This window comes from Streptomyces sp. CA-250714 (assembly GCF_050936705.1).
Classification (GTDB): Bacteria; Actinomycetota; Actinomycetes; order Streptomycetales; family Streptomycetaceae; genus Streptomyces.
Map to the genome: position 1 here is coordinate 3,502,626 of NZ_JBNJMI010000001.1, position 23,804 is coordinate 3,526,429.

The following is a 23,804-nucleotide window of genomic DNA, read 5'->3' on the forward strand; positions in this document are numbered from 1 at the left end:
GCTGAGGTTGGTCCGGCACCGCCGGATAGGCGTTCTCGCTGTTGCGGCAGGAAGAGGGTGGGGCTAGACCCTCTCCAGCACCCGCTCCTCCGTCGCTGCGGCCGGGGCGTCGTGCGGCCGTGTCTTTCGGCCCAGCCGGCTTGGCCACCAGATGCGGGCGCCGATGTCCAGGGCCAGCGAGGGCACCAGGACGGTGCGGACCAGGAAGGTGTCCAGCAGGACGCCGATGCCGACCAGCACGCCGAGCTGCGCCATGGACACCAGCGGCATCGAGGCGATCACCGCGAAGGTGGCGGCCAGCACGATGCCCGCCGAGGTGATCACGCCGCCTGTGGAGCTGAGCCCGGCCAGCACGCCCTTGCTGTGGCCCCGCAGGGCGACCTCTTCGCGGACCCGGGTCATCAGGAAGATGTTGTAGTCGATGCCCAGCGCGACCAGGAAGACGAATCCCATCAGCGGCAGGGAATTGTCCATCCCGGCGAAGTCCAGCACGTGCTCGAAGACCAGGTGCGAGGCTCCCAGCGCGCCGAAGTAGGACAGCACCACCGTCGCCAGCAGCAGCAGTGGCGCGATCAGCGAGCGCAGGAGCGCCACCAGGACCAGCAGGACGACAGCGAGCACGATCGGGATGACGACCTTCAGATCGCTCTCCGCGGCACGCCGGGTGTCCAGCGCCTCCGCTGTCGTACCGCCCACCAGCGCGTCGGCGCCGTCGACCTTGTGCACAGCCGTACGCAGTTCGTCGATGGTGTGCTTGGCCGCCGCACTGTCCGGCGCGTCCTTCAGTGTGACGGACAGCGAGGTCAGGGAGCCGTCGGCGGTACGGTCGTCGGCCCGTACGGACTCCACTCCGTCGACCGCCGCCACCGCCCGCTCCACCCCGGCGCGCGCGTCGGTCCTGACGACGACGGTGGCCGGGTCGGAGGAGCCGGAGGGGAAGTGCGCGGAGAGCTTCTCCTGGGCGATCACGGACTCCGGCTTGTCCTGGAACATCTCCGCGTTGGTCAGCCCCATGGTGATGCCGGTCGCGCTGAGCGCCAGCACCGCCGTGACGCCGATGGACATCAGCCAGGACCAGCGCGGACGGCGGGCCAGCAGACCGCCGATCCGGGACCAGACGGTGCGAGCCTGGCGGGGTTCTCCCGCGGCGGCAGCCGCTGATGTCTCCGCGTAGCTGGGGACGAACGGCCAGAAGACCCAGCGTCCCGCCAGCACCAGCAGCGCGGGCAGCACGGTGATCATCGCCAGCAGGGCGCAGACCACTCCGACGGCACCGACCAGCCCGAGCGAGCGCGAGGAGTTGATGTCCGCGAAGGCCAGGCAGGCCAGCCCGATGGCGATGGTGCCGGCCGAGGCGACGATGGCCGGTCCGGAGCGGCGCAGCGCGAGCCGCATCGCCTCGTGCCGGTCCTCGTGGCGGTGCAACTCCTCGCGGTAGCGGGCGATCAGCAGCAGGGCGTAGTCGGTGCCGACCCCGAATACAAGCACCATGAGGATGCCCGCGCTCTGCGGATCGACGGGCAGCGAGGCGTACTTGGCCAGCGCGTAGGTGGTGACCTGGGTGAGGACCGCGGCGAAGCCGACCGCCAGTACGGGGAAGAGCCACAGCAGCGGGCTGCGGTAGGTGATCAGGAGCAGCAGCGTGACGACGGCGCCGGTGGCCAGCATCAGCGTGGAGTCGAGATTGTCGAAGACCTTGACGGTGTCGACCAGCGAGCCTGCCGGGCCGCCGACCTCGACGTCGAGTCCGGGTGGCGCGTTGGCGGCCGCGACCGAACGGATCTTCTCCAGGTCGTCGGTCGTGTGGTCACCGCTGGTGGACAGTGGCACCACGAGCATCAGCGCCCTGCCGTCCTCGGCCGGCACCGGGCCGCTGATCTGCTCGCCCTTGGCGACGAGCGGCGCGAAGTCCGCGCGGTCGGCGCGTGCCTTGGCGGCGTCGGCCTTGGTGAGGGCGGAGTCGGCGCGGGAGTAGACGGCGACGGCGGGGATGATCTCGTCCTCGCCGCGGAACTTCTCCAGCTGCGTATTGACCTTTGCCGACTCGGCGTTGCCGGGCAGGAAGGCGTTGGGCCCGCTGTCCTCGACCTCGCCGAGCTTTCCGGCCAGCGGTCCGAGGGCGACGACGATGATCAGCCAGGCGGCGAGTACCAGCCACTTGGTGCGCTTGCCGCCGGGGGCCGTGGCCAGGCGGCGCAGCACGCTGGGCGCAGGCATGGGTAACCTCCATGGTGTGGGTGTGGGACGCGAGGGGTTCGCAAAATGCTCACGCTCACGTGTACGGCCGGGAGTTGCCGCTCCCGGCCGTACGAGCGCGGTGGGTGTCGTACCTGCGGTGTCTAGTCGATCTCGCGCATCATCTTCTCCATCGAGGCGACCGACTGCCTGGCCTGCGTCAGCTCGTCCAGAGTGCGGCGGTGCAGTTCGACGTTGTCCTCCAGGAGCTGTGCGTACTTCTCGGTCAGTGCCTTGTACTGCTGCTCGCGGGCGGCCAGCATGCGGGACCGCCAGGTGACGGCGATCTGCCAGACGATGACGATCAGCAGGACGAAGATCCCCCCGGTGCCGAGCGCCGCCGCCCACACACCGGCAGGGTCGGCTGCTGCCGTAGTCGTCAGCTGCTCGTTCACTGCGTTCTCTCTTTCTCGTCCTGGGCCGTCTCGGTCCGGGCCGCTTCCGGCTCGTCCTGAGCCTTCTCGACCTGGTCGGTGAGGGTGCGTGCCGCCTCCGCCACAACCTGCGGGGTCAGTGCGTAGGCGAACGGCGCCACCTCGAAGAACTTCATCGCCTTGCCGCTGTCCGACAGCTCCAGCGACCCGACGACGATGCCGGCCGCCTCCAGTCGCTGGAGGTGCATATGCAGCAGGGGGCGGCTCATGCCGATCTCGCGGGCGAGTCTGCTGACGTAGTTGCGGCCCTGGGCCAGCGCCTCGACGATCCGCATCCGGTGCGGGTTGCCGAGTGCTGTCAGAACCTTCAGCAGCTCGTCTCCGGTCGGGGTCTCGATCGCGCTCACCGCGACCCCTCTCTCTTGGGTGTAAGAAGAATCTGACATGTGACGGAGTGCGGTGTCGAGCCAAGAACCCCCTAGTCGGGGACAGTTCAGGGTTCCCCCTGAGACGACTGCGGGAGGGCCCCGAGGGGCCCTCCCTGAGGGGGTGTGGAGACGCGCGGGATCAGCGCTTGTTCTTCCGCCTGCGCGCCGGGTTGCCGGTGCGGGCGGTGCGCTGCCGCTCGTGGCGGGCCAGCGCGGCCTCGTACTCGGCGCGGTGCAGCTTCTCGCCGGGTGCCTCGACGCAGGTGCGCAGCGCGTAGGCGAGCAGCACACCGATGAAGCCGATCACGCGGATGCTGCGCATCGACGACTCGGCCGCCGCCTCGCGCTCGTCGGGGCGGCGGCCGTAGTGGGTGAGGGTGCGGGAGAAGGCCAGCGCGCTGCAGACTGCGAATGCGGCGACGAGCAGGACGCTTGCCCAGCGGCCGATGTCGGCCAGTACGACGCCCTGGTAGGCGAACCGCAGTACGAAGGCCCCCGCGATGGCCGCCAGTACGGCGCCTCCGCCGAGGGCGATGCGGCGTAGTGCGTAGCCGTTGGAGTGGTCGACCCAGGTGGTGCCGTAGAAGGGGAGGGGTTCTGGGGTCGGGGTGTTGGGGGCGTCCGTCTCGGGGGTCTTGGGTTGCTGTGGCACGGTTCGATTATGGCCGTGCGGTGTCCGAGTAGCGTCTGCCCCTGGCTGCCGGTTGCGGGCTTGCGGTTCGTTGTGGCTTGTCGCGCCCACGCGGCGGAGCCGCACATGTCAACTTCCCCGCGCCCCTTCGGGGCGCGGGGAAGCGGGGTTTTCAGCCCTCCAGCAACGTCACGTCCCGCACAGCCCCCCGGTCGGCGCTGGTGGCCATTGCCGCGTAGGCGCGCAGCGCGGTGGAGACCTTGCGTTCGCGGGATGCGGGCGCGTAGCGGCCGGCCAGCGCCTCGCGGCGGGCCGCGAGTGTCTCGTCGGGCACGTCGAGCCGCAGCTGCCGGTTGGGGATGTCGATGACGACGGTGTCGCCGTCCTCCACCAGCGCGATCACGCCGCCGCCTGCCGCCTCGGGCGAGATGTGGCCGATGGACAGCCCCGACGTACCGCCGGAGAACCGGCCGTCGGTGATCAGTGCGCAGGTCTTGCCCAGGCCGCGGCCCTTGAGGAACGAGGTGGGGTAGAGCATCTCCTGCATACCGGGGCCGCCCTTGGGGCCCTCGTAGCGGATGACGACGACGTCGCCCTCCTTGACCGTCTTGTCGAGGATCTTCTGGACGGCGTCCTCCTGGGACTCGCACACCACGGCGGGCCCGGTGAAGGTCAGGATGGACTCGTCGACGCCGGCGGTCTTCACCACGCAGCCGTTCTCGGCGAGATTGCCGTACAGCACCGCCAGCCCGCCCTCGGCCGAGTAGGCGTGCTCGACGTCACGGATGCAGCCGCCGGCCGCGTCGACGTCCAGCGTCTCCCACCGCTCGGACTGCGAGAACGCCTCGGCGGAGCGGACGCAGCCGGGCGCGGCGTGGAAGAGCTCCACGGCCTGCGGTGAGGGTGAGCCGCCGCGGATGTCCCAGGTCTTGAGCCACTCGTCCAGCGAGTCGGCGTGCACGGAGTGCACGTCCTCGTTGAGCAGCCCGGCGCGGTACAGCTCGCCCAGGATGGCGGGGATGCCGCCGGCGCGGTGCACGTCCTCCATGTAGTACGTGCCGCCGGGCGCCACGTTCGGGGCGACCTTGGCCAGGCAGGGCAGCTTGCGGGAGAGCTGGTCGATGTCGTGCATCGTGAAGTCCAGCTCGGCCTCCTGGGCCGCGGCCAGCAGGTGCAGGATCGTGTTGGTGGAGCCGCCCATGGCGATGTCCAGGGCCATGGCGTTCTCGAAGGCGGCGCGGGAGCCGACGTTGCGCGGCAGGACCGTGGCGTCGTCCTGGTCGTAGTAGCGCTTGGTGATCTCGACGACCGTACGGCCCGCCGTCTCGTACAGCTCCTTGCGGGCCGTGTGGGTGGCCAGCGTCGAGCCGTTCCCTGGCAGGGCCAGGCCGAGGGCCTCGGTGAGGCAGTTCATGGAGTTCGCGGTGAACATGCCGGAACAGGAGCCGCAGGTCGGACAGGCGTTCTGCTCGATACGGAGGATGTCCTCGTCGGAGACCTTGTCGTTGGCGGCCTCGGACATCGCGTCGACCAGGTCCAGCTTGCGCACGGTGCCGTTCACCAGCGTCGCGCGGCCGGCCTCCATGGGGCCGCCGGAGACGAAGACGGTGGGGATGTTGAGCCGCAGCGCGGCCATCAGCATCCCGGGCGTGATCTTGTCGCAGTTGGAGATGCAGATCAGCGCGTCCGCGCAGTGCGCCTCGGTCATGTACTCGACCGAGTCGGCGATCAGATCCCGGGAGGGCAGCGAGTAGAGCATGCCGCCGTGGCCCATGGCGATGCCGTCGTCCACCGCGATCGTGTTGAACTCGCGCGGGATACCGCCCGCCGCCTTGACCGCCTCGCTGACGATCCGGCCCACCGGCTGGAGGTGGGTGTGGCCCGGCACGAACTCGGTGAAGCTGTTGGCGACCGCGATGACCGGCTTACCGAAGTCCTCACGCGCTACGCCGGACGCCTGCATAAGGGCACGCGCCCCTGCCATGTTGCGTCCGTGGGTGACGGTGCGGGACCTCAGCTCGGGCATGGCTGCCTCTCCCTTGGTGCGGGCGGCCGCCATGGCGGTGGGGCCCGGCGGCCGCTGCGGTACGTAGAAGAACCGAGGGTACGCCTCCGGCTCAGGATCCGGACGGGGGGTCCGGATGGTGGACCGGCTCCCCGGCGCCCGGTCCAGGACCCATCAGGTGGTGCTGGACGACGGGGGCCAGCCGGGCGACCGCCCCCTCGAACGGCTCGGAGGCCAGCGGCTCCAGCCGGATGACGTGCCGAAGTATGGCCGTGCCCACCAGCTGGGCCGCCGCCAGAGTGACCCGCAGTTCGGCGTCGGGCTCCTTGAGCAGCGCGGCTGCCCGGCTGAGCAGATGGCGGGTCAGCAGATCGCGGAAGACGGCTGCCGCACGCTCGTTGTTCACCGCCGAGCGCACGATCGCCAGCACCGGCTCACGGGTGGCCGGGTTCTCCCAGATCCGCAGGAACGCGCGGGTGATGGTCTCCCCCAGCTCGTCGGGCGACGCGGCCTCCAGCAGATCGGGGACGGCGATCGCCGGCGCCATGGCGCCCTCCACCGCGGCGGCGAACACCTGCTCCTTGGTGCCGAAGTAGTGGTGGACCAGCGCAGCGTCCACGCCCGCGCCGCGTGCGATGGCACGTACGGAGACCTTGTCGTAGCCGTGCTCGGCGAACTCACCGCGGGCCGAGGCCAGGATGCGCTCGCGGGCGCCCGGGCCCTCCTCGGCAGCGCGCCGCGCGGGGCGCCCGCGCTTGCGGGGTGCGGGGGCGGGCTCCTGGGAGGGGGTGCCGGTCATGCGTTCCCCCGGCCGGCGGGGTGGCCGGTGATCGTGCCGTCGCTCCGGCCGCCGCCGTGGCCGCTGCTCTGGCCGCTGCCCGGTTCGCCGCCGGGGGCGGCCAGGTGGAGGCGGGTGTAGGCGAGAGCCTCCGCCAGGTCCTCCTCGCGCTCGGCGGCCGACATGGCACGCCGCGTGTTCACCTCGACGACGACATGCCCGTCGAACCCGCGTGCGGCCAGCCGTTCCAGCACCTCGGCGCACGGCTGCGAGCCGCGCCCCGGGACCAGGTGCTCGTCCTTGGCCGAGCCGTTGCCGTCCGCGATGTGGACGTGACCGAGGCGGTCGCCCATCCGGTCGACCATGGCGAGCGTGTCGTTACGGGCCGTCGCCGTGTGCGAGAGGTCGATCGTGAAGTGCCGGTAGTCGTTCCTGGTCGGGTCCCAGTCGGGTGCGTAGGCCAGCATCTCGCGGTCCCGGTAGCGCCACGGGTACATGTTCTCGACGGCGAACCGTACGTCGGTCTCGTTCGCCATCCGCCACACGCCGCGCTCGAACTCACGCGCGTAGTTGCGCTGCCACCGGAAGGGCGGATGCACCACGACGGTGGAAGCGCCCAGCGTCTCCGCCGCCGTACGGGCACGTACCAGCTTCGTCCACGGGTCGGTCGACCACACGCGCTGCGTGATGAGCAGACACGGGGCGTGTACGGCCAGGATCGGCACCCCGTGGAAGTCGGACAGCCGACGCAGCGCCTCCACGTCCTGGCTGACCGGATCCGTCCAGACCATGACCTCTACGCCGTCGTAGCCGAGGCGCGCGGCGATCTCGAAGGCCGCGGCCGTCGACTCCGGGTACACCGAGGCCGTCGACAGCGCGACCTTCGCCTGGGGGACCCGCACGCTTTCGATGCCCACCCAGCCACCCTAAGCGCGGTTCGCCCGCCGCGAGGGCTCGGCCCCCGTGAGACAGCTCCCTCCCTGGCGGGAGGGGGCGGCTCAGACGACCCGCAACCGGTCCAGACGGCGGAGGATGATGCCCTCTCTGAGGGCCCAGGGGCAGATTTCCGCCTCCGTGACGGCGAAGAGGTCCAGGGCGGCCTCCGCGACGAGGGCGCCCGCCAGCAGCTGGTGGGCCCGGCCCTCGGAGACGCCGGGGAGCGCGGCACGCTCGCTGGCGGGCATCACCGCGAGCTTGGGCACCCACTCCTCCAGGGAGGCCCGGCTCAGCACGCGGCGGGCGTAGAGGCCCTCCGCGCTGCGGGGCGCCCCCGCGATCCGGGCGAGCTGCTTGAACGTCTTGGAGGTCGCCACCACATGGTCCGGCTTGCTGAACCGGTTGAACTCGCCGACGATACGGGCGATCTCCGCCCGCACATGCCGCCGCAGCGCGCGGACATCCGCCGGGTCCGGCGGGTCGCCCGGCAGCCGGCCCGAGGTGAGCCGCCCGGCGCCCAGCGGCAGCGACACCGCGGCGTCGGGGTCCTCGTCCAGCCCGTAGGCGATCTCCAGCGAGCCGCCGCCGATGTCCAGCACCAGCAGCCGCCCCGCCGACCAGCCGAACCAGCGCCGTACCGCCAGGAATGTCAGCCGCGCCTCGTCGGCGCCGGAGAGCACCTCCAGCTTGACGCCGGTCTCCGTGGCGATGCGGTCCAGAACCTGCTCCGCGTTGGCGGCCTCGCGCACGGCGGAGGTCGCGAAGGGCAGCAGCGCCTCGACGCCCTTCTCCTCGGAGACCTCCAGCGCCTCGGTGACGGTGGCGCAGATCCGGTCGATGCCCTCCGCCGATATCGACCCGTCCGGCTCCAGGAGTTCGGCGAGCCGCAGCGTCGTCTTGTGGGAGTACGCGGGCAGGGGCCGGGCACCGGGGTGCGCGTCCACCACGAGAAGGTGGACCGTGTTAGAGCCCACATCGAGGACACCGAGTCTCATACCCTGCACGCTAGCCTCCTCCCCCGGCCACCGCTGGAGGTACCTCCTAGCCGCCGGGAACCTCCCCGCCGACGTTACGGGAAGTTTGCCCGGCCGGGCAGTCGGACCGTCAGGCCGCCCGCCGCACGGGGCCTGTGGACAGCCGCGGGGCACCACCGGGGGTGCGGTGTCCGAGTACCGTGACGCGTGGCCCGTACGCTGGGCGTGTGGGTAAGACGAAAGCGGCGAAGTACGAGAAGCAGGACGGCGCACACCAGGCGCTTCCCGCGCCCCGGGCGCGCGACGAGGAGGTCGGTCTCGACTTCGCCCGCGCCTGGGTGGAGTTTCCGGACCCGGCCGACGACGAGCAGGTCTTCCGCTGCGACCTGACCTGGCTGACGTCCCGCTGGAACTGTCTGTTCGGCAACGGCTGCCAGGGCATCACACCCGGCCGCCCCACCGACGGCTGCTGCACACTGGGCGCCCACTTCGCCGACGAGGACGACGAGCAGCGCGTCGCCGCACATGTGGCCCGGCTGACGCCCGAGACCTGGCAGTTCCACGACATCGGCACCGGTGCGCTGGGCTGGACCGAGGTCAGCGACGAGGGCGAGCGGCAGACGCGGCGCTGGGACGGCGCCTGCATCTTCAACAACCGCCCCGGTTTCGAGGGCGGCGGCGGATGCGCGCTGCACGCCCTGGCCCTGCGCGAGGGCCGCGAACCGCTGGAGACCAAGCCGGACGTGTGCTGGCAGCTGCCGATCCGGCGCAGCTACGAGTGGGTGGAGCTGCCGGACGGCGAAGAAGTGCTGTACGTCACCATCGGCGAGTACGACCGGCGGGGCTGGGGCTCGGGAGGGCACGACCTGCACTGGTGGTGCACCGCGGCGCCCTCCGCGCACGGCGCCGGGCAGCCGGTCTACGAGTCGTACCGCGCCGAGCTGACCGAGCTCATGGGCAAGCCCGCCTACGACCAGCTGGCCGAGCTGTGCGCCCAGCGCCTGGCGAGCGAACTCCCGCTGGTGGCCGAGCACCCGGCGACGGTCCGCGCGGCCGCTGACGCTGTTGCCGCCGACGCCACTGAGCAGGCCGGCGAACAGCCGCGCGTGCCGTAACAGCGCCGCAGGGTAGGACGCGCCCCGAAGGGGCGCGGGGAACTGCGCGACAAGCCACAACGGATCCGCAGCCTGCGGACGTCGGGCAGGGGCAGCCCCTGATCAGAACGACGGGAGGGGCGGAGCAGGACTGGCCGAGCCTCCCGCGCTTCACGTACCGCTCAGGACGGGGAATCGCTCGGGTCCGGGGGTTGGCTCGGGGTCGGGGTGTCGGAGGGTGTCGGGGATCCGGTGGGGGACGGCGGCCGGGTCGGTGTCCCGCTCGGCGCTGGTGACGACGGGTGCGAGGCCGACGCCGACGGATCCGGTCCTGGCACCGGTGCCGAGGGGCGGTCCGCCGACGGCGGGGCCGCCGGGCCGCGCCCCTGCCGCGCGGGCGACTTCGGGCTGCGGGTGCGGGACGGTTTCGCCTTGCCGCGGCCGTCCGCCTTCCCGGTCCGGCTGCCGGTTCCGGCCCCGGTCCTGGCCTCGTCCCCGGCTCCGTCGGGGAAGGTGCGCCCGGCGTCGAACCCCGGGCGCGGCACCTCGCTGCCGGGGCCTCCCCCGGTGCCGTCCGCCGCGTCCGGCGCGGTGACGGAACGGTCCGCCTGGGGTTCGCCCGTGACGGGGGAACCGCGGTAGGCGGCCCACAGGGCGACCACCGGCGCCGCCAGCACCGCGGCGATCACCGTCGAGGTCAGCGCCCGCCCGCGCAGCCGGTCCCGGCGCGTCCCCCGCTCGTTCTCGCACACGGGAAATCCCGCGCGGTCGAAGCGGGGCGCGCGCTGCGCCCTCGCACGCCGCGCCAGGGCGCGAGCCACCTCGACAGCGGGGCGCGGGGCCGGGACGACGGCCAGCGCGGCGGAAGCGGGCGCGGTGCCGGGCCAGGAGACCCCGGCCATGGCACGCTCGGCGGCACGGCGGCACTGCCCGCACTCGTCCACGTGCCGCACCAGTTCCCTGCGCAACGCGGTGCCCAGCAGCAGCCGTTCGTCTCCCGCGAGCCGGGAGACGGCCGCGCAGCCGCCGGACTCGACGACACACAACGCCGCCCTGGTGCGCTCGACTTCGCAGGCGGCGTTCATCAACAGATCCTCGGCCGCGGGGGTCGGCAGCCCGAGCACGGCCGCGATCTGGGCGGGGGACAGCCCGTGCCGGACGGACAGTTCGAGGGCCTCGCGCTGTTCGGGCGAGGTACCGGCCGCCTCCGGCCAGGCCAGCGCGGCGAGTTCGCGACGGCGCTGGGCGCGGGCGGCGGCGCTCAGCGGCTCGGTCCCTGAGGCGGCGGGCGACGCGGGGACGGTGGGTGACGTGGGGACGCGGGGCGACGAGGGGACGCGGGGCGACGCGGGGGCGGCGGATGACGCGGGGGCAGCGGGCGACCGCGGGACAGCGGATGACCGGGGGACAGCGGATGACCTCGGGATGGACAGCCGTTCCGCCGCCGCGGCGGCCGGGCCGGCGGCGGCCAGGGCGGCCTTCTGATCGGCGAGCCGTCGCGAACAGACCCACCGTGCGAGTGCGTAGCGCCAGGGCCGCTGGGCCCACCCCTCCTCGGGGGCCCGCCCGCGCGAGCGTTGGCGCTCCGCGAGGGCGAGCGTCTCACCGAGTGCGGCGACGGCGGCTTCGTGCTCGCACATCACAGAGAGACAGTAGGTGAACAGGCCGTCCAGGTACGCGTCGTCGCAGCGCACGTCCGGGTTCGCGGAGCGGCTCGCGGACCTGTGGTGCGTCGTCCTGCTCGCCCGGTGCGCTGGGGGTGCGCCGGTGGCGTTCGTCGGGTGCTCGCGCCTGCTCGTCATCACCCGGGCGACGGTAGGCGGATGATGGCGCTTTGCTGGGCCGCCGCCGCGGGATTACTTCCTTCGGGTGATGCGCGTCGGCAAAAGAGGACACGTGCGGTGGGTTTGGCGACAGCAAGTCCACAAAGGGGCGCACAAAGGGCGCACACCCCGCACCCGGCCGACCGCGCGTGGACCGGCGGTCCGGCGAACGTTGATGTCGAGACCGTCGATTCTTCCGCCGGACCTGTGGTCGGTGGTTACCCACCGTCGCGGCGGACGAACATGCGAGGGCTTAGCCCCTGCTGCCCGGACGGAATCGCACGGGGCTCCGCAGCCCCTGCGGCCCCCGCCCGGCCGCCCGCGGGTTCGCTGTCAGTGGGCGCCTATACGGTGACGTCATGGCTGCCCGTAAGTCGTCCGCGAAGGACCGTCCCACGTACCGCTGCACCGAATGCGGATGGCAGACCGCCAAGTGGCTCGGGCGGTGTCCCGAGTGCCACGCCTGGGGCACCGTCGAGGAGACGGGCGGCGCTCCGGCCGTACGGACCACGGCACCCGGCCGGGTGTCCGTCGCGGCGCTGCCCATCGGGCAGGTCGACGGCAAGCAGGCCACGGCCCGCGCCACCGGCGTGCCCGAGCTGGACCGGGTGCTCGGCGGCGGGCTGGTGCCCGGCGCTGTGGTGCTGCTGGCCGGCGAGCCGGGGGTCGGCAAGTCGACGCTGCTGCTGGACGTCGCGGCCAAGGCGGCGTCCGACGACCACCGCACGCTGTATGTCACCGGCGAGGAGTCCGCCGGCCAGGTGCGGCTGCGGGCCGACCGGATCGGCGCGATCGACGACCACCTGTATCTGACAGCCGAAACCGACCTGTCGGCCGTACTGGGGCACCTGGACGAGGTCAAACCCTCACTGCTGGTGCTGGACTCGGTGCAGACAGTGGCCTCGCCCGAGATCGACGGAGCGCCGGGCGGCGTCGCCCAGGTGCGGGAGGTGGCGGGCGCGCTGATCCGGGCCTCAAAGGAGCGCGGCATGTCCACGCTGCTGGTCGGCCACGTCACCAAGGACGGCGCCATCGCGGGGCCGCGGCTGCTGGAGCACCTGGTGGATGTGGTGCTGCACTTCGAGGGCGACCGGCACGCCCGGCTGCGCCTCGTGCGCGGGGTGAAGAACCGGTACGGGACGACCGATGAGGTGGGCTGCTTCGAGCTGCACGACGAGGGCATCACGGGCCTGGCCGACCCCTCGGGGCTCTTCCTGACCCGCCGCGCCGAACCGGTGCCCGGCACCTGTCTGACAGTGACGCTGGAGGGGCGGCGGCCGCTGGTCGCGGAGGTGCAGGCGCTCACCGTCGACAGTCAGATCCCCTCCCCCCGCAGGACCACCTCCGGGCTGGAGAACTCGCGGGTCTCGATGATGCTGGCGGTGCTGGAGCAGCGCGGCCGGATCAGCGCCCTGGGCAAGCGGGACATCTACAGCGCGACGGTCGGCGGAGTGCGGCTGTCCGAGCCCGCAGCCGACCTCGCCGTGGCGCTCGCGCTGGCCAGCGCCGCCAGCGACACCCCGCTGCCGAAGAACCTGGTGGCCATCGGCGAGGTCGGACTGGCCGGCGAGGTCCGGCGGGTGACGGGCGTCCAGCGACGGCTCGCGGAGGCCGCGCGGCTGGGCTTCACACACGCGCTGGTGCCGGGCGACCCGGGCCGCGTCCCGGAGGGTATGCGGGTGCTGGAGGTGGCCGACATCGGCGAGGCCCTGCGCGTCCTCCCGGCCCGCCCGGCCCGTACGGCGCCGGCGGGCTGAGGCGCCGGAGCGGCGGCATAGTGGCTGCGTACGGCCCCGGCGACGCGGTCGGGACCGTACGGGGCGAGGGCCCGGCCCGGCGCGCCGGTAGACTTTGCCCCGGTCTCGACCGACCACGAGCACCACGGGGGCTGTGCACGGCACCGCGAGGGGGGACCGGCACGGGCTCCGCTCAGCGGTGCGGTGGATCCGGTGGTCGAGGAAATGCCGACAGGCACCCGCACGACCGAAGGAGTGCAGTGGCAGCCAACGACCGGGCAGCGGTCCCCGGCAGGGCCGAGGGGGCATCCGGCCTGATGCGCGCCTCACTGAGCGCGGTCGCGCCCGGAACGGCGCTGCGCGACGGGCTGGAGCGCGTCCTGCGCGGCAACACCGGCGGGCTCATCGTCCTCGGCATGGACAAGAACGTCGAGCAGCTGTGCACCGGCGGTTTCGTGCTCGACGTGGACTTCAGCGCGACCCGGCTGCGCGAATTGTGCAAGCTGGACGGCGCGCTCATCCTCGACAAGGACATCTCCAAGATCGTCCGGGCGGGTGTGCAGCTGGTCCCCGACGCCTCCATCGAGACGGAGGAGACCGGCACCCGGCACCGGACCGCACAGCGGGTCTCGATCCAGACGGGCTACCCCGTGGTCTCCGTCAGCCAGTCCATGCGGCTGATCGCCCTCTACGTCGACGGGCAGCGGCGGGTGCTGGAGGACTCGGCGGCGATCCTCTCCCGCGCCAACCAGGCCCTGGCGACCCTGGAGCGCTACAAGCTGCGACTGGACGAGGTCGCCGGCACACTCTCCGCGTTGGAGATCGAGGACCTGGTCACGGTGCGGGACGTGACGGCCGTGGCCCAGCGCCTGGAGATGGTGCGCCGCATCGCCACGGAGATCGAGCAGTACGTCGTCGAGCTGGGCACCGACGGACGGCTGCTCTCCCTCCAGCTGGACGAGCTGATCGCGGGCGTGGAGCCGGAGCGCGAGCTGGTCGTCCGCGACTACGCGCCGCAGACGGTCGGCGCGGGCCGCCGGGTGCGCGCCGTACCCGACGCGCTCAACGACCTGGACCGGCTCACCCACACCGAGCTGCTCGAACTGGCCACCGTGGCGCGGGCGCTGGGCTACAGCGGCGCCCCCGAAACGCTCGACTCGGCCGTCTCACCGCGCGGCTTCCGGCTGCTGGCCAAGGTGCCGCGGCTGCCGGGCACCGTCATCGACCGGCTCGTGGACCACTTCGGCGGACTGCAGAAGCTGCTCGCGGCGAGCGTGGACGATCTCCAGGCGGTTGACGGGGTCGGCGAGGCCCGCGCCCGCTCGGTCCGCGAGGGCCTCTCCCGGCTTGCCGAGTCCTCGATCCTCGAACGCTATGTGTGACGGCTGCTTCCCGGCCGCCCCGTATCCCGCTGCTACTTCACCAGTTTGAAGGACGTCCGGACCGTCTTGAGGCCCTTGACCTTCACCTCGATCTCGTAGGTTCCCGGCTTGGGCGCCTCGAAGGTGGGCGTACCGCAGTTGGCCGCGCTGGCCTTGCGGAACCAGGTGAGCGTGTGGGTCGAGCTGCCGTTGCCCGGCACCAGGCGCGGCATCGGCTTCTTGGTGGGCGGGCAGTCGTCGGAGGCCCAGAACTTGGCGTCCTCGGAGGTGTTGATCGTCACGACGGTCGCGGTGCGGCCCAGGTCGATCCGGCAGTCGCTGCCCTGCTTGTTGGTGACCTTCAGCTCGAACTGCGGCCGCTCGCCGGGCCCGTATTCCTTCTTGACGCTGCGCAGCGCCAGCTGCACCTCGCCCGGCCGGCAGCTCGCCAGACTCGGCGGGGCCGGAACAGCCGCCGCTCCCCCGCCGCCGGAACCGCCGGAGCCCGAACCCTGCGAGCCCGCACCGCCGTTGCCCGCGCCGGAGCTGTTTCCCGGGCCCCATCCGGAGCCACCCGCCGAGGACTGGTCCCGCTCCTCGGACCCCCCGGAACCGCCCGAGCCACCCGATCCGTCGGAGCCGCCGTTCTCCTCGTCCCGGCCACCGGGGCGCTCGCTGATCGCCGGGCCGGATTCGGTGGGGCCCGGAGTGATCGTGCTGGCGGGCCCGTTGCCCTTGTCGCCGTTCTTCCCCTGGTTCCGCGAGCCGTCGTCGCCGCCGAGCGAGGCCACTGCCCAGACGACGATCAGGACCAGCAGCGCGAGAACAGCAAGGGCAACTGCCCTCCGGCGCCAGTAGATGGAGGAGGGAAGCGGCCCGATCGGATTGCGCAGAGATCCCACGCGGAAACCTTACGAGACATCAGCCACACCACAGGACCGTACCCACCGCTCGGATCACCAATTGTTGTGATGAGCGGCAAAGCACGGACGGCACAGCAGAGATTTGCCGCAATCTGTACCGCCATGCGGCATCCACGGCATCCCTGTCGATACGCGGTGGATCCGGCACAGATACGTGGCGGAAGTAGCGGACAGGCTTTCGTACCGCGTGTGCGTTTTTCGGATGAGGAGCGCCGTGCCAGGATCGGTCATGCCATGACTGCGACCACCGAGACTCCCCAAGCCGCTTCGGCCGGCGCCCCGCATGCGCGCGCCGCGGAAACCGAAGCCGTCGACCCCGCCCTGCGCGAGACGGCGCGCGCCCTCCATGCTCCCGTCGTCGACTGGTTCGCCACACACGCCCGCGACCTCCCCTGGCGCCGCCCGGAGGCGGGCGCGTGGGGCGTCATGGTCAGCGAGTTCATGCTCCAACAGACCCCCGTCAACCGCGTACTGCCGGTGTACGAGGAGTGGATGAAGCGCTGGCCGCGCCCCGCCGACCTGGCCGCCGAGGCGCCCGGCGAAGCCGTACGCGCCTGGGGCCGGCTCGGCTATCCCCGCCGCGCGCTCCGGCTGCACGGAGCCGCCAAGGCCATAGCGGAACGGCACGGCGGCGAGGTACCGATCGAGCACGCCCAGTTGCTGGCGTTGCCCGGCGTCGGCGAGTACACCGCCGCCGCCGTGGTGTCGTTCGCCTACGGCAAGCGGCACGCGGTGCTCGACACCAATGTGCGGCGGGTCTTCGCGCGCGCCGTCAGCGGACAGCAGTACCCGCCCAACGCCACCACCGCGGCCGAACGCAAGCTCGCCCGTGCGCTGTTGCCGGAGGACGACGAGACCGCCTCGCGCTGGGCGGCCGCGACGATGGAGCTCGGCGCGCTGGTGTGCACTGCGCGGAGCCCGCAGTGCGGACGGTGCCCGATTACGGCGCAGTGCGCCTGGCAGCTCGCGGGCGCACCGGAACACCAGGGCCCCGCGCGGCGCACCCAGGCGTACGCGGGTACCGACCGGCAGGTACGTGGCCGGCTGCTTGCCGTGCTGCGGGCCGCCAAGGAGCCGGTCCCCCAGTCCGACCTCGACCGCGTCTGGCACGAGCCCGTCCAGCGCGCACGGGCGCTGGACGGTCTGGTGGCCGACGGCCTGGTCGAGCCCCTGGAAGGCAAGCGATACCGCTTGCCGCTGACCTGAGCCGCGTTCTCGGAGCCGGTGCCGCGAGGGCGCCGGATCGGCACCGGCTCCGACCCGGGCACCGTAGACGGTGCCGTTGACGTTGCCGGTGACGGTGTCGGTGTGTTGGTGCCGGCACCGTCGCCGGGGAGACCTGCTTTCCGTATGAGCCCGGCGGTTGCTGTTGTTCTGGCACCGCCGGGCTCCACCGCTGTGGTTGCTCGTCCCGGCGGCGGGAAGAGGGGCGGGCACCCTCACCGGTTGCCGGCCGGAGGGAGCTGGCTCGCTCTCAGGCCCCGACGCCGGCTCGCCCTTCGACTCCGGCCGGCTTGTCCGCCGTGGTGTCGGGGCCGGGGTCTTCAGCGGTCCGCGGGTCGGCAGTGCCCGGTTCGACGGCCTGCCCCGCAGGGGCGTCGTCCTGCGGCTCCTCCGACTTCTGAGCTGCGGCGTCCTTCAGCGGGACCTCCTTGATGAACCACGCGGCGACGAAGGCGAGCACCGTGATCCCGGCCGCGAGCAGGAACACGGCTTGGGTGCCGTTGACCACCGCGTGCTCGTACGCCGCCCGGACCTGCGCCGGGAGCTTCTCCAGTGACGCGGCGTCGAGCTGGGCGCCGCCGTCGGCAATCTTGGAGGCGAGCCCCCCGCCTGCGTTTCCGCCCGCTGCGGCGCTCTCCCGCATGGAGTCCTCCACTTGGCGCGCGAAGATGGTGCCCATCAGGGCGACGCCGATGGAGCCGCCGATGGTGCGGAAGAGCGTGGTCGTCGACGAGGCGACACCCATGTCCTTGAGTTCCACGCTGTTCTGCGCGATGAGCATGGTCAGCTGCATCAGGAAGCCCATACCGGCGCCGAGCACCGCCATGTAGAGGCCGGAGGTCACTCTGCTGGTGCCGACGTCCATCTGCGCCAGCAGCAAGAGGCCGACGGGTATCAGCGCGCCGCCCACGATGGGGTAGATGCGGTACTTCCCCGTCTTGGTGGTGGCGCGGCCCGTGACCACCGAGACGACCATCATCGGCAGCAGGATCGGCAGCAGGAGCAGCCCGGAGTTGGTGGCCGAGGCGCCCTGGACGCTCTGCTGGTAGAGCGGCAGGAAGGTCATCGAGCCGAACATTACGAAGCCGAGCAGGAAGCCGATGAAGGCGACCAGCGAGAAGTTGCTGCTGCGGAAGACCCGGAGCGGCAGGATCGGCTCGGCGACCCGGCGCTCGACGAAGGGGAAGGCGATCAGCGCGACCACGGCGAGCGCCGCGAGCCCGATGATGGTGCCCGAGCCCCAGTCGTACTCGGTGCCGCCCCAGCTTGTGACGAGTACGGCCGCGGTGATGCCCAGGGTCAGCAGCACGGCGCCGGAGTAGTCGATACGGCCCTTGGTGCGCTTCTTCGGCAGGTGCAGGACGGTGCCGACCATCGCGAGGGCGATGGCGCCCAGCGGCAGGTTGATGTAGAAGGCCCAGCGCCAGCCCAGGTGGTCGGTGAGGGTGCCGCCGACGAGCGGGCCGCCGATCATGGCCAGCGACATCACTCCGGCCATCATGCCCATGTACTTGCCGCGCTCGCGGGGCGGGACCAGGTCGCCCATGATCGCCATGGCGCCGACCATGAGCCCGCCCGCGCCCAGCCCCTGGAGGGCGCGGAAGCCGATGAGCTGGCCCATCGTCTGGGCGGCGCCGGAGGTGACCGAACCGGCGAGGAAGATGACTATCGAGGTGAGGAATACGCCCTTCCGCCCGAACATGTCACCGAGCTTGCCCCAGATCGGCGTCGAGGCGGCCGTGGTGAGGGTGTAGGCGGTGACGACCCAGGAGAGATGCTCCAGGCCGCCGAGCTCGCCGACGATGGTGGGCATCGCAGTGCCCACGATCATGTTGTCGAGCATCGCGAGCAGGACGGCGACCATCAGGGAGAACATGACCAGGTACATGCTCCGCGGCTTGGCTGCCCCGCCTTCCGCCGGTCCGGGCCCCGCCTCGCCCTTGGCTCCCGCTTGACCCGGACTCAACGCTTCCTTGGCCTCGCCGCCCCCCTTCTCCACGTCTGCCCCGTTTGTCGCGCCACTCGCACCCATGCGCGGCCACTCCCCTTTGCTTGCCACTTACTTGCCGCACGGCTAGTTCAGTACGATGGACAAGGTAGGACGCTCCTAGCCGGGCGTCAAGTAAGTTTTGAAGGGATCGGCATGAGCAGGGGAAACACCCGTCAGCGCATCCAGGAAGTCGCCTTGGAGCTGTTCGCTGAGCGCGGTTACGAGAAGACCTCGCTCAGAGAGATCGCCGAGCAGCTGGGGGTCACCAAGGCCGCGCTGTACTACCACTTCAAGACGAAGGAGGACCTGGTCACCAGCCTCTTCGAGGACCTGGTGCTGGGCCCTGCGGACGAGGTGATCGCCTGGGCGGAGGCGCACCGGCCGACCACGCTGGAGACGAAGCTGGAGATCCTGAACCGCTACAGCGTGTGCATCAGCAACGCCACCCCGCTCGTGCGATTCATGCACGAGAACCAGGCGGCACTGCGCGAACTTTCCATCGGCGAGCAGATGAAGGCACGCATCTTCACGCTCCTCGAACTGATCAAGGACGGGGACGCCGCCCTCACCGACCAGGTGCGCTGCGCCTCGGCGCTGTTCACCATGCACTCGACGTTCTTCGCGCTGGAGACCAGCAACACCGACCCCGAGGAGAAGCGCAAGGCTGCCCTGGAGGTCGCCCAGGAGCTGGTCACCGCCGCCCATCACGGACCGGTGCAGCGGCAGGGCCCGGAAACGGGCAACGCCCGTCACGAGTGACGGGCGTTGCTGCCGACCTCCGGCACGTCCCCTGGCCGGAGGTGCCGCCGATATCAAAGGCTCCGCGGATATCGGCGGTGGCTTCGTATCGCGGGGTGCGGTACGTCAGCGTCAGAAGCTGACGCCGACCGCACGCATCGCGCTCACCGGGTCCACGGACGAGCCGTAGCTGGGACCCTGACGGATCTCGAAGTGCAGATGCGGACCGGAGGAGTTACCGGAGTTGCCGGACTTGGCTATGGTCTGGCCGGTCTGGACCTGCTGACCGGGCTTGACGTCGACCTGGGACAGGTGCGCGTACTGCGAGTACGCACCGTTGTCGTGCCGGATCACAATGGCGTTGCCGTACGCCGGGCCGTCACCCGCGCCGTTCGGACCCGCCTTGACGACGGTGCCCTTGTGCACGGCCTGGATGGGGGTGCCGACGTTCACGGCGAAGTCCTGGCCGGAGTGGTTGTGCGCCCAGCGGCCGCCGGCCTTGCCGTACGAGGCGCTCAGCTGGTACTTGTCCGCGATCGGCTTGACCCACGAGACCTCGAGGCGCTTGGCGTCCCTGGCGGCCTTCTGCGCCGCGCGCTTCTTCGCCTCGGCCGCCCGCTTCTTCGCCTCGGCGGCGCGCTGTTGGGCCTTCTCGGCCGCTGCGGCCGCCTTGCGGTGTGCGTCGGCCTGGGCCTTCGTGGACTTGGCAAGGCTGCTCGCCGTGCTGGTCGCGAAGATGTCGTGCTGGGCCGCGCCCGCCTCGGCCTTGGCGGCCGCTATAGCCGTGCCGGCCCCCAGGGCCATCGTCGCGCCGAGACCGGCGGCGAGCGCCGTCGTGTAGGTCTTGGCGCGGTTGGTGGTCCTAGACATCGCCATAGGGGTGCTACCTCCGGGAGGGGGTTCAGGTGTGCGCCTCGAAGCGGACGCAGCCCCCTTGGTAACCCGCCAGAAAACGGACATCAAGGACCGTTATTACTAAACAACCCCGTAGTAACACGAGAGACCCAGGTCACCCCGCGCTCCCCGCTTCGGCCCCGCCCCGCCCCCCGACGCCATTCACACCCCCGCGCCTCCTATCGCACTTCGTACGCCCCCAAATGCCTGTGCCGCACCTCACGGCGGGGGCGCCCCGGATGTGGCCCCGCTCATATGACCCCGCTCACCCGAGGCGCACCCCGGAGCGGCCGGGGAGTGCGAGGGGGCGGTCATCGACGCGGCGCGCGGGCACCTCTACGCTTGCTCGCCGTACGCGGCCCCGTACTGCGGGGAGTCGATGCCGAACGGGGGGTCATGGATGGACGCGGGGGTCGTCGGGCTGCGCATCGCCTCCAGCGTGCTGGCGCCACTGGTCAAACGACTGTTCGTGAGGGAGGGCGCGGGCGCCGGGCTGGTGGACCGGCCAGTGCGCGTCTCCCGGCTGGTCTCCTTCACCGGCGAGCAGCGCGAGCTGGGCCGGCGGGAGCTGGAAAAACTCGCCGGGGAGCTGGTCGGCCGGGCCGTACGGGAGATCGGGCCGCACGAGGCTCCCTCGTCCGAAGAAACGCAGCGCGTGGCCACCCGGCTGGCCGTCACCCTGCACGCGCTCGGGGACATCGGCCTCAGTGACGTGGAGGCGGTCAGCCTCGGCCACACCGACTTCGCCCGCGCCCTGCACGCACAGGCCACCATGCACAGCCCGCATCCGGACGCCGACCCCGCCGAGGAGGTGCTCTACCAGCGCGTGCTGGAGACCGCCTGCCTGCACATCCTGCACTTCTTCACCCAGCGCTCCGCCTTCGTCGCCCGCACCCTGGTCGAGCAGAGCCGCAAGCTCGGGGACCTGGTCACCCTCGTCGACGTACTGATCGAGCGCGTGCCCTCCCAGTCCGCGCAGGACGCCGGTTTCGAGCAGCAGTACGCGCGCTACATCGCCAACCGGCACCGCACCCTCACCATCTACGGCATCGACACCCAGCAGGCGAACGAGTGGCCGCTGGACACGGCGTATCTGAGCCTGGAAGCGACGGCGAACGAGCACTGGTCCGGCCCGTTCGACGCTTGGGGCAGCTTGCGGACCGCCTCCGCCGCAATGGAGGCACAACCCGCGGAACAGGCGCTTTCCGGCCATCGGCGGGTACTGCTGCGCGGTATCGCGGGCTCCGGGAAGACCACACTCGTGCAGTGGCTCGCCGTCACGACAGCACGCCAGTCCGAGCTGACAGGCCGACTCGCCCATCTGATCGGCCGGGTTCCTTTCGTACTGCCGTTGCGCACCCTGACGCGCGGCGGGGCCACACTGCCGACCCCTGCCGACTTCCTGTCCGCCGTCGGCTGCCCGCTGGCCGGAGCACAGCCGAACGGCTGGGCCGACCGCGTGCTGGCAGCCGGACGCGGGGTGCTGCTGATCGACGGCATCGACGAGGTGCCGGAGGAGGAGCGCACCCGCGCCCGGGACTGGCTGCGCGATCTCACACTGGCCTACCCGGACAATCTCGTCCTGGTGACCTCCCGGCCCTCCGCCGTACGGGAGAACTGGCTGGGCGGCGACGACTTCGCCGAACTGTCGCTCTCCCCCATGCGCCCCGCCGACGTGGACCTGTTCATCGACCGCTGGCACACCGCGGCCGAGGCGGACCAGGAACTGGCCGCGTCGTTGCGCACTGCCGTACGGGCCCGGTCCGATCTGTCCCTGCTGGCCACCAACCCGCTGATGTGCGGCCTGATCTGTGCCCTGCACCGCGAACGGCACGGCTTTCTGCCGCGCGGCCGCAAGGCGCTGTACGACGCGGCACTGTCGATGCTGCTGGAGCGGCGCGACCGGGAGCGCGCCGTGTACGCAGCACATCCGGCGAGCGTCGAACTGGACGAGGAATCCCAGGTCGAGCTCTTGCAGAAGCTCGCGTACTGGCTGATTCGCAACGGCCGCTCCGAGATGGCGCAGACGGACGCGGTCGAGCTGGTGGAACGGATGCTGCCGGCCATGCCGCACGTGGCGGAACAGGGCTCCGCGAGGGAGATCTTCGGCTTCCTGCTGGTGCGTTCCGGACTGCTGCGCGAACCGGGCCCCGGGGCCGTCGATTTCGTCCACCGCACCTTCCAGGACTACCTGGGTGCCAAGGCCGCCGTGGAAGAGCGTGACTTCGGCGTACTGGTGCACCACGCCGACCTCGACCAGTGGGAGGACGTCGTCCGTATGGCCGTCGCCCACGCCAGACCCGACGAGCGGGCACGGCTGCTGCGCGGGCTGGTCGAGCGCGGGGACGCCGAGCCGGAGTGCCGGGCCCGGCTGCATCTGCTGGCGATGGCCTGCCTGGAGCACGCCACGAAGCTGGATCCCGCGGTGCGGGCGGATGTGGAGGAGCGGGCGCGGGAGCTGATTCCGCCGCGCAACATCGGCGAGGCGAAGGAATTGGTGCCGCTGGGTGGGGTGGTGCTGGACCTGCTGTCGGGGCTGGAGGATCTGGACGGCGACGAAGCAGTGGCCGTCGCCCACACAGCTGCGCAGATGGGCACGGATGCGGCGCTCGTGCTGCTGAAGCGGTTCCTGGACCACCCGTCACAAGCCGTGCTGCAGCAACTGGCAGGTCACTGGGACCGGTTCGACACCGATGCGTACGCGGAGGAGATCCTCGCGCACCTCCCCGACAGGCGCTATGTGCGCGTCACCGCGAGCACATATGCGCACCTTGGGTGGCTGCGCACACTCGGCCAGAGGTCCACCTCGCGCATCAGAGGAGCGTTTTCCGAGCGCGACATCCTTGAGGCCCACACCTCGCCCAGCGAACTGGTCGAGCTGGCCGTCGCCCGCAACCCCGTGCTCGACCGGCTGGACTTCGTCCGGTCGTTCCCGAACCTGCGCGAGCTGGATATTCGCGAGTGCCCGGTGACGGACCTCGCGCCCCTGGCCGGCCTGCCTCTCACCGACCTGTACCTGTGGGACATCAAGACCCTCCCGGGCCTGAAGGGGATCGAGGCCATGACCGGTCTCCGCCTTCTGGCAGTACGTGAAGGGACGCACTGGCCCGGCATGGCGCCCCTTGCCTCCCTTACGGACCTCGCGGGCCTGCTACTCCCCGAGGACACCGACAATCTCCGGGGGATCTCAGCTCTTCGGAAGCTGGAAATGCTGAACCTCATCGATGTGTGGCAGCAGTTGCCGGCGGAGGACTGGACGGAGCTGGCGGAACTTCCGCGGCTTCAACGGCTCAGCTGCGCGCCTCATCATCTGCTGAACCTGAGGGCTTCGCACGCCCAGTTGGCGAAACTGACCGAGCTCGCCCTGTTTCCCAGCGGCAACGCCTACGGCATGCGGCTCGTGCCGGACAGCTTCCCCACGCTGGAGCACCTGATCCTCACCGAACTTTGCGCGCCCTGCGATCTTGCACCCCTGGCCGAACTCCCCCACCTCCAACGCATCACACTCTTCCGCCCCCAAGGCCCCATCGACCTCTCCCCCCTCCCCCCGCACATCGAGGTCAGCATCACACCCCGACCCCGCGGAGGCTGACGCGAACGCAGGGTGACCGGAGGCACACGGACGGCCTACGCTGGTCGTCAACCAGTCAACGTCCGTCC

General features: G+C 71.3%; 18 protein-coding genes. 6 read left to right on the forward strand and 12 right to left on the reverse strand.

Annotated elements, in window-relative coordinates; translation table 11 throughout:
• Positions 1-63: 63 nt before the first annotated feature.
• From ACQEU8_RS15550 to ACQEU8_RS15585, 8 genes are all read right to left on the reverse strand, one after another.
• Positions 64-2,217, reverse strand: coding sequence for an MMPL family transporter (locus tag ACQEU8_RS15550; protein WP_433100928.1), 2,154 nt, complete (start codon positions 2,215-2,217; stop codon positions 64-66).
• A gap of 122 nt (positions 2,218-2,339) precedes the next feature.
• The gene (locus tag ACQEU8_RS15555; protein ID WP_433100930.1) at positions 2,340-2,630 is read right to left on the reverse strand and encodes a hypothetical protein; all 291 of its coding nucleotides are present in this window, start codon (positions 2,628-2,630) and stop codon (positions 2,340-2,342) included.
• The gene (locus ACQEU8_RS15560) at positions 2,627-3,016 is read right to left on the reverse strand and encodes an ArsR/SmtB family transcription factor (RefSeq protein ID WP_433100932.1); all 390 of its coding nucleotides are present in this window, start codon (positions 3,014-3,016) and stop codon (positions 2,627-2,629) included. Before ACQEU8_RS15560 ends, ACQEU8_RS15555 begins: the two co-directional genes overlap by 4 nt.
• Before the next feature lie 160 nt (positions 3,017-3,176).
• Complete coding sequence (locus tag ACQEU8_RS15565) at positions 3,177-3,689, reverse strand: hypothetical protein (RefSeq protein ID WP_433100934.1); 513 nt, start codon at positions 3,687-3,689, stop codon at positions 3,177-3,179.
• A 151-nt stretch (positions 3,690-3,840) separates the two neighbouring features.
• Positions 3,841-5,694, reverse strand: a complete 1,854-nt coding sequence (gene ilvD / locus ACQEU8_RS15570) for a dihydroxy-acid dehydratase (RefSeq protein WP_433100936.1) — start codon at positions 5,692-5,694, stop codon at positions 3,841-3,843.
• A gap of 91 nt (positions 5,695-5,785) precedes the next feature.
• Positions 5,786-6,472: a TetR family transcriptional regulator gene (locus ACQEU8_RS15575; RefSeq protein ID WP_433100938.1), complete on the reverse strand. Its 687-nt coding sequence runs from the start codon at positions 6,470-6,472 to the stop codon at positions 5,786-5,788.
• On the reverse strand, positions 6,469-7,368 hold the full coding sequence (locus ACQEU8_RS15580; protein ID WP_433100940.1) for a sugar phosphate isomerase/epimerase family protein: 900 nt from the start codon (positions 7,366-7,368) through the stop codon (positions 6,469-6,471). The genes ACQEU8_RS15575 and ACQEU8_RS15580 overlap by 4 nt, the downstream gene beginning before the upstream one ends.
• An 81-nt stretch (positions 7,369-7,449) precedes the next feature.
• A complete protein-coding gene (locus ACQEU8_RS15585; protein WP_433100942.1) occupies positions 7,450-8,382 on the reverse strand; it encodes a Ppx/GppA family phosphatase in 933 nt (310 codons plus the stop codon).
• 206 nt (positions 8,383-8,588) lie between these two features.
• On the opposite strand from ACQEU8_RS15585, the gene ACQEU8_RS15590 reads away from it, so the two are divergent.
• Positions 8,589-9,476, forward strand: a complete 888-nt coding sequence (locus ACQEU8_RS15590) for a hypothetical protein (protein WP_433100944.1) — start codon at positions 8,589-8,591, stop codon at positions 9,474-9,476.
• A gap of 161 nt (positions 9,477-9,637) precedes the next feature.
• Here the strand turns inward: ACQEU8_RS15590 and ACQEU8_RS15595 are convergent, their stop codons facing one another.
• Positions 9,638-11,257 carry a hypothetical protein gene (locus tag ACQEU8_RS15595; RefSeq protein ID WP_433102428.1) on the reverse strand — a complete coding sequence of 540 codons (1,620 nt, stop codon included), beginning with the start codon at positions 11,255-11,257 and terminating at the stop codon, positions 9,638-9,640.
• Positions 11,258-11,637: 380 nt separating this feature from the next.
• Between ACQEU8_RS15595 and radA the strand changes: the two genes are divergently transcribed.
• Positions 11,638-13,035 carry a DNA repair protein RadA gene (gene radA, locus ACQEU8_RS15600; protein WP_433100946.1) on the forward strand — a complete coding sequence of 466 codons (1,398 nt, stop codon included), beginning with the start codon at positions 11,638-11,640 and terminating at the stop codon, positions 13,033-13,035.
• 239 nt (positions 13,036-13,274) lie between these two features.
• On the forward strand, positions 13,275-14,396 hold the full coding sequence (disA, locus tag ACQEU8_RS15605) for a DNA integrity scanning diadenylate cyclase DisA (RefSeq protein WP_433100948.1): 1,122 nt from the start codon (positions 13,275-13,277) through the stop codon (positions 14,394-14,396).
• Between the two features lie 32 nt (positions 14,397-14,428).
• On the opposite strand, the gene ACQEU8_RS15610 is transcribed toward disA, so the two are convergent.
• Complete coding sequence (locus ACQEU8_RS15610; RefSeq protein ID WP_433100950.1) at positions 14,429-15,277, reverse strand: hypothetical protein; 849 nt, start codon at positions 15,275-15,277, stop codon at positions 14,429-14,431.
• 255 nt (positions 15,278-15,532) lie between these two features.
• On the opposite strand from ACQEU8_RS15610, the gene ACQEU8_RS15615 reads away from it, so the two are divergent.
• Entirely contained in the window at positions 15,533-16,504 is a 972-nt protein-coding gene (locus tag ACQEU8_RS15615; RefSeq protein WP_433100952.1) for an A/G-specific adenine glycosylase, read from the forward strand.
• Between the two features lie 268 nt (positions 16,505-16,772).
• On the opposite strand, the gene ACQEU8_RS15620 is transcribed toward ACQEU8_RS15615, so the two are convergent.
• Entirely contained in the window at positions 16,773-18,410 is a 1,638-nt protein-coding gene (locus tag ACQEU8_RS15620) for an MDR family MFS transporter (protein WP_433100954.1), read from the reverse strand.
• A 255-nt stretch (positions 18,411-18,665) separates the two neighbouring features.
• On the opposite strand from ACQEU8_RS15620, the gene ACQEU8_RS15625 reads away from it, so the two are divergent.
• Positions 18,666-19,271, forward strand: coding sequence for a TetR/AcrR family transcriptional regulator (locus ACQEU8_RS15625; protein WP_433100956.1), 606 nt, complete (start codon positions 18,666-18,668; stop codon positions 19,269-19,271).
• A 111-nt stretch (positions 19,272-19,382) separates the two neighbouring features.
• Here the strand turns inward: ACQEU8_RS15625 and ACQEU8_RS15630 are convergent, their stop codons facing one another.
• The gene (locus ACQEU8_RS15630; RefSeq protein WP_433100958.1) at positions 19,383-20,126 is read right to left on the reverse strand and encodes a M23 family metallopeptidase; all 744 of its coding nucleotides are present in this window, start codon (positions 20,124-20,126) and stop codon (positions 19,383-19,385) included.
• 418 nt (positions 20,127-20,544) lie between these two features.
• On the opposite strand from ACQEU8_RS15630, the gene ACQEU8_RS15635 reads away from it, so the two are divergent.
• A complete protein-coding gene (locus tag ACQEU8_RS15635) occupies positions 20,545-23,736 on the forward strand; it encodes an NACHT domain-containing protein (protein WP_433100960.1) in 3,192 nt (1,063 codons plus the stop codon).
• Positions 23,737-23,804 lie beyond the last annotated feature (68 nt).

What these genes read in the sequence shown, in the direction of transcription:
- ACQEU8_RS15630 (WP_433100958.1), bottom strand. Translation starts at nt 20,126, where the DNA reads ATGGCGATGTCTAGGACCACCAACCGCGCCAAGACCTACACGACGGCG.
- ACQEU8_RS15625 (WP_433100956.1), top strand. Translation starts at nt 18,666, where the DNA reads ATGAGCAGGGGAAACACCCGTCAGCGCATCCAGGAAGTCGCCTTGGAG.
- ACQEU8_RS15585 (WP_433100942.1), bottom strand. Translation starts at nt 8,382, where the DNA reads ATGAGACTCGGTGTCCTCGATGTGGGCTCTAACACGGTCCACCTTCTC.
- ACQEU8_RS15615 (WP_433100952.1), top strand. Translation starts at nt 15,533, where the DNA reads ATGACTGCGACCACCGAGACTCCCCAAGCCGCTTCGGCCGGCGCCCCG.
- radA (WP_433100946.1), top strand. Translation starts at nt 11,638, where the DNA reads ATGGCTGCCCGTAAGTCGTCCGCGAAGGACCGTCCCACGTACCGCTGC.
- ilvD (WP_433100936.1), bottom strand. Translation starts at nt 5,694, where the DNA reads ATGCCCGAGCTGAGGTCCCGCACCGTCACCCACGGACGCAACATGGCA.
- ACQEU8_RS15635 (WP_433100960.1), top strand. Translation starts at nt 20,545, where the DNA reads ATGGACGCGGGGGTCGTCGGGCTGCGCATCGCCTCCAGCGTGCTGGCG.
- ACQEU8_RS15550 (WP_433100928.1), bottom strand. Translation starts at nt 2,217, where the DNA reads ATGCCTGCGCCCAGCGTGCTGCGCCGCCTGGCCACGGCCCCCGGCGGC.
- ACQEU8_RS15575 (WP_433100938.1), bottom strand. Translation starts at nt 6,472, where the DNA reads ATGACCGGCACCCCCTCCCAGGAGCCCGCCCCCGCACCCCGCAAGCGC.
- ACQEU8_RS15620 (WP_433100954.1), bottom strand. Translation starts at nt 18,410, where the DNA reads ATGTACCTGGTCATGTTCTCCCTGATGGTCGCCGTCCTGCTCGCGATG.
- ACQEU8_RS15595 (WP_433102428.1), bottom strand. Translation starts at nt 11,257, where the DNA reads ATGACGAGCAGGCGCGAGCACCCGACGAACGCCACCGGCGCACCCCCA.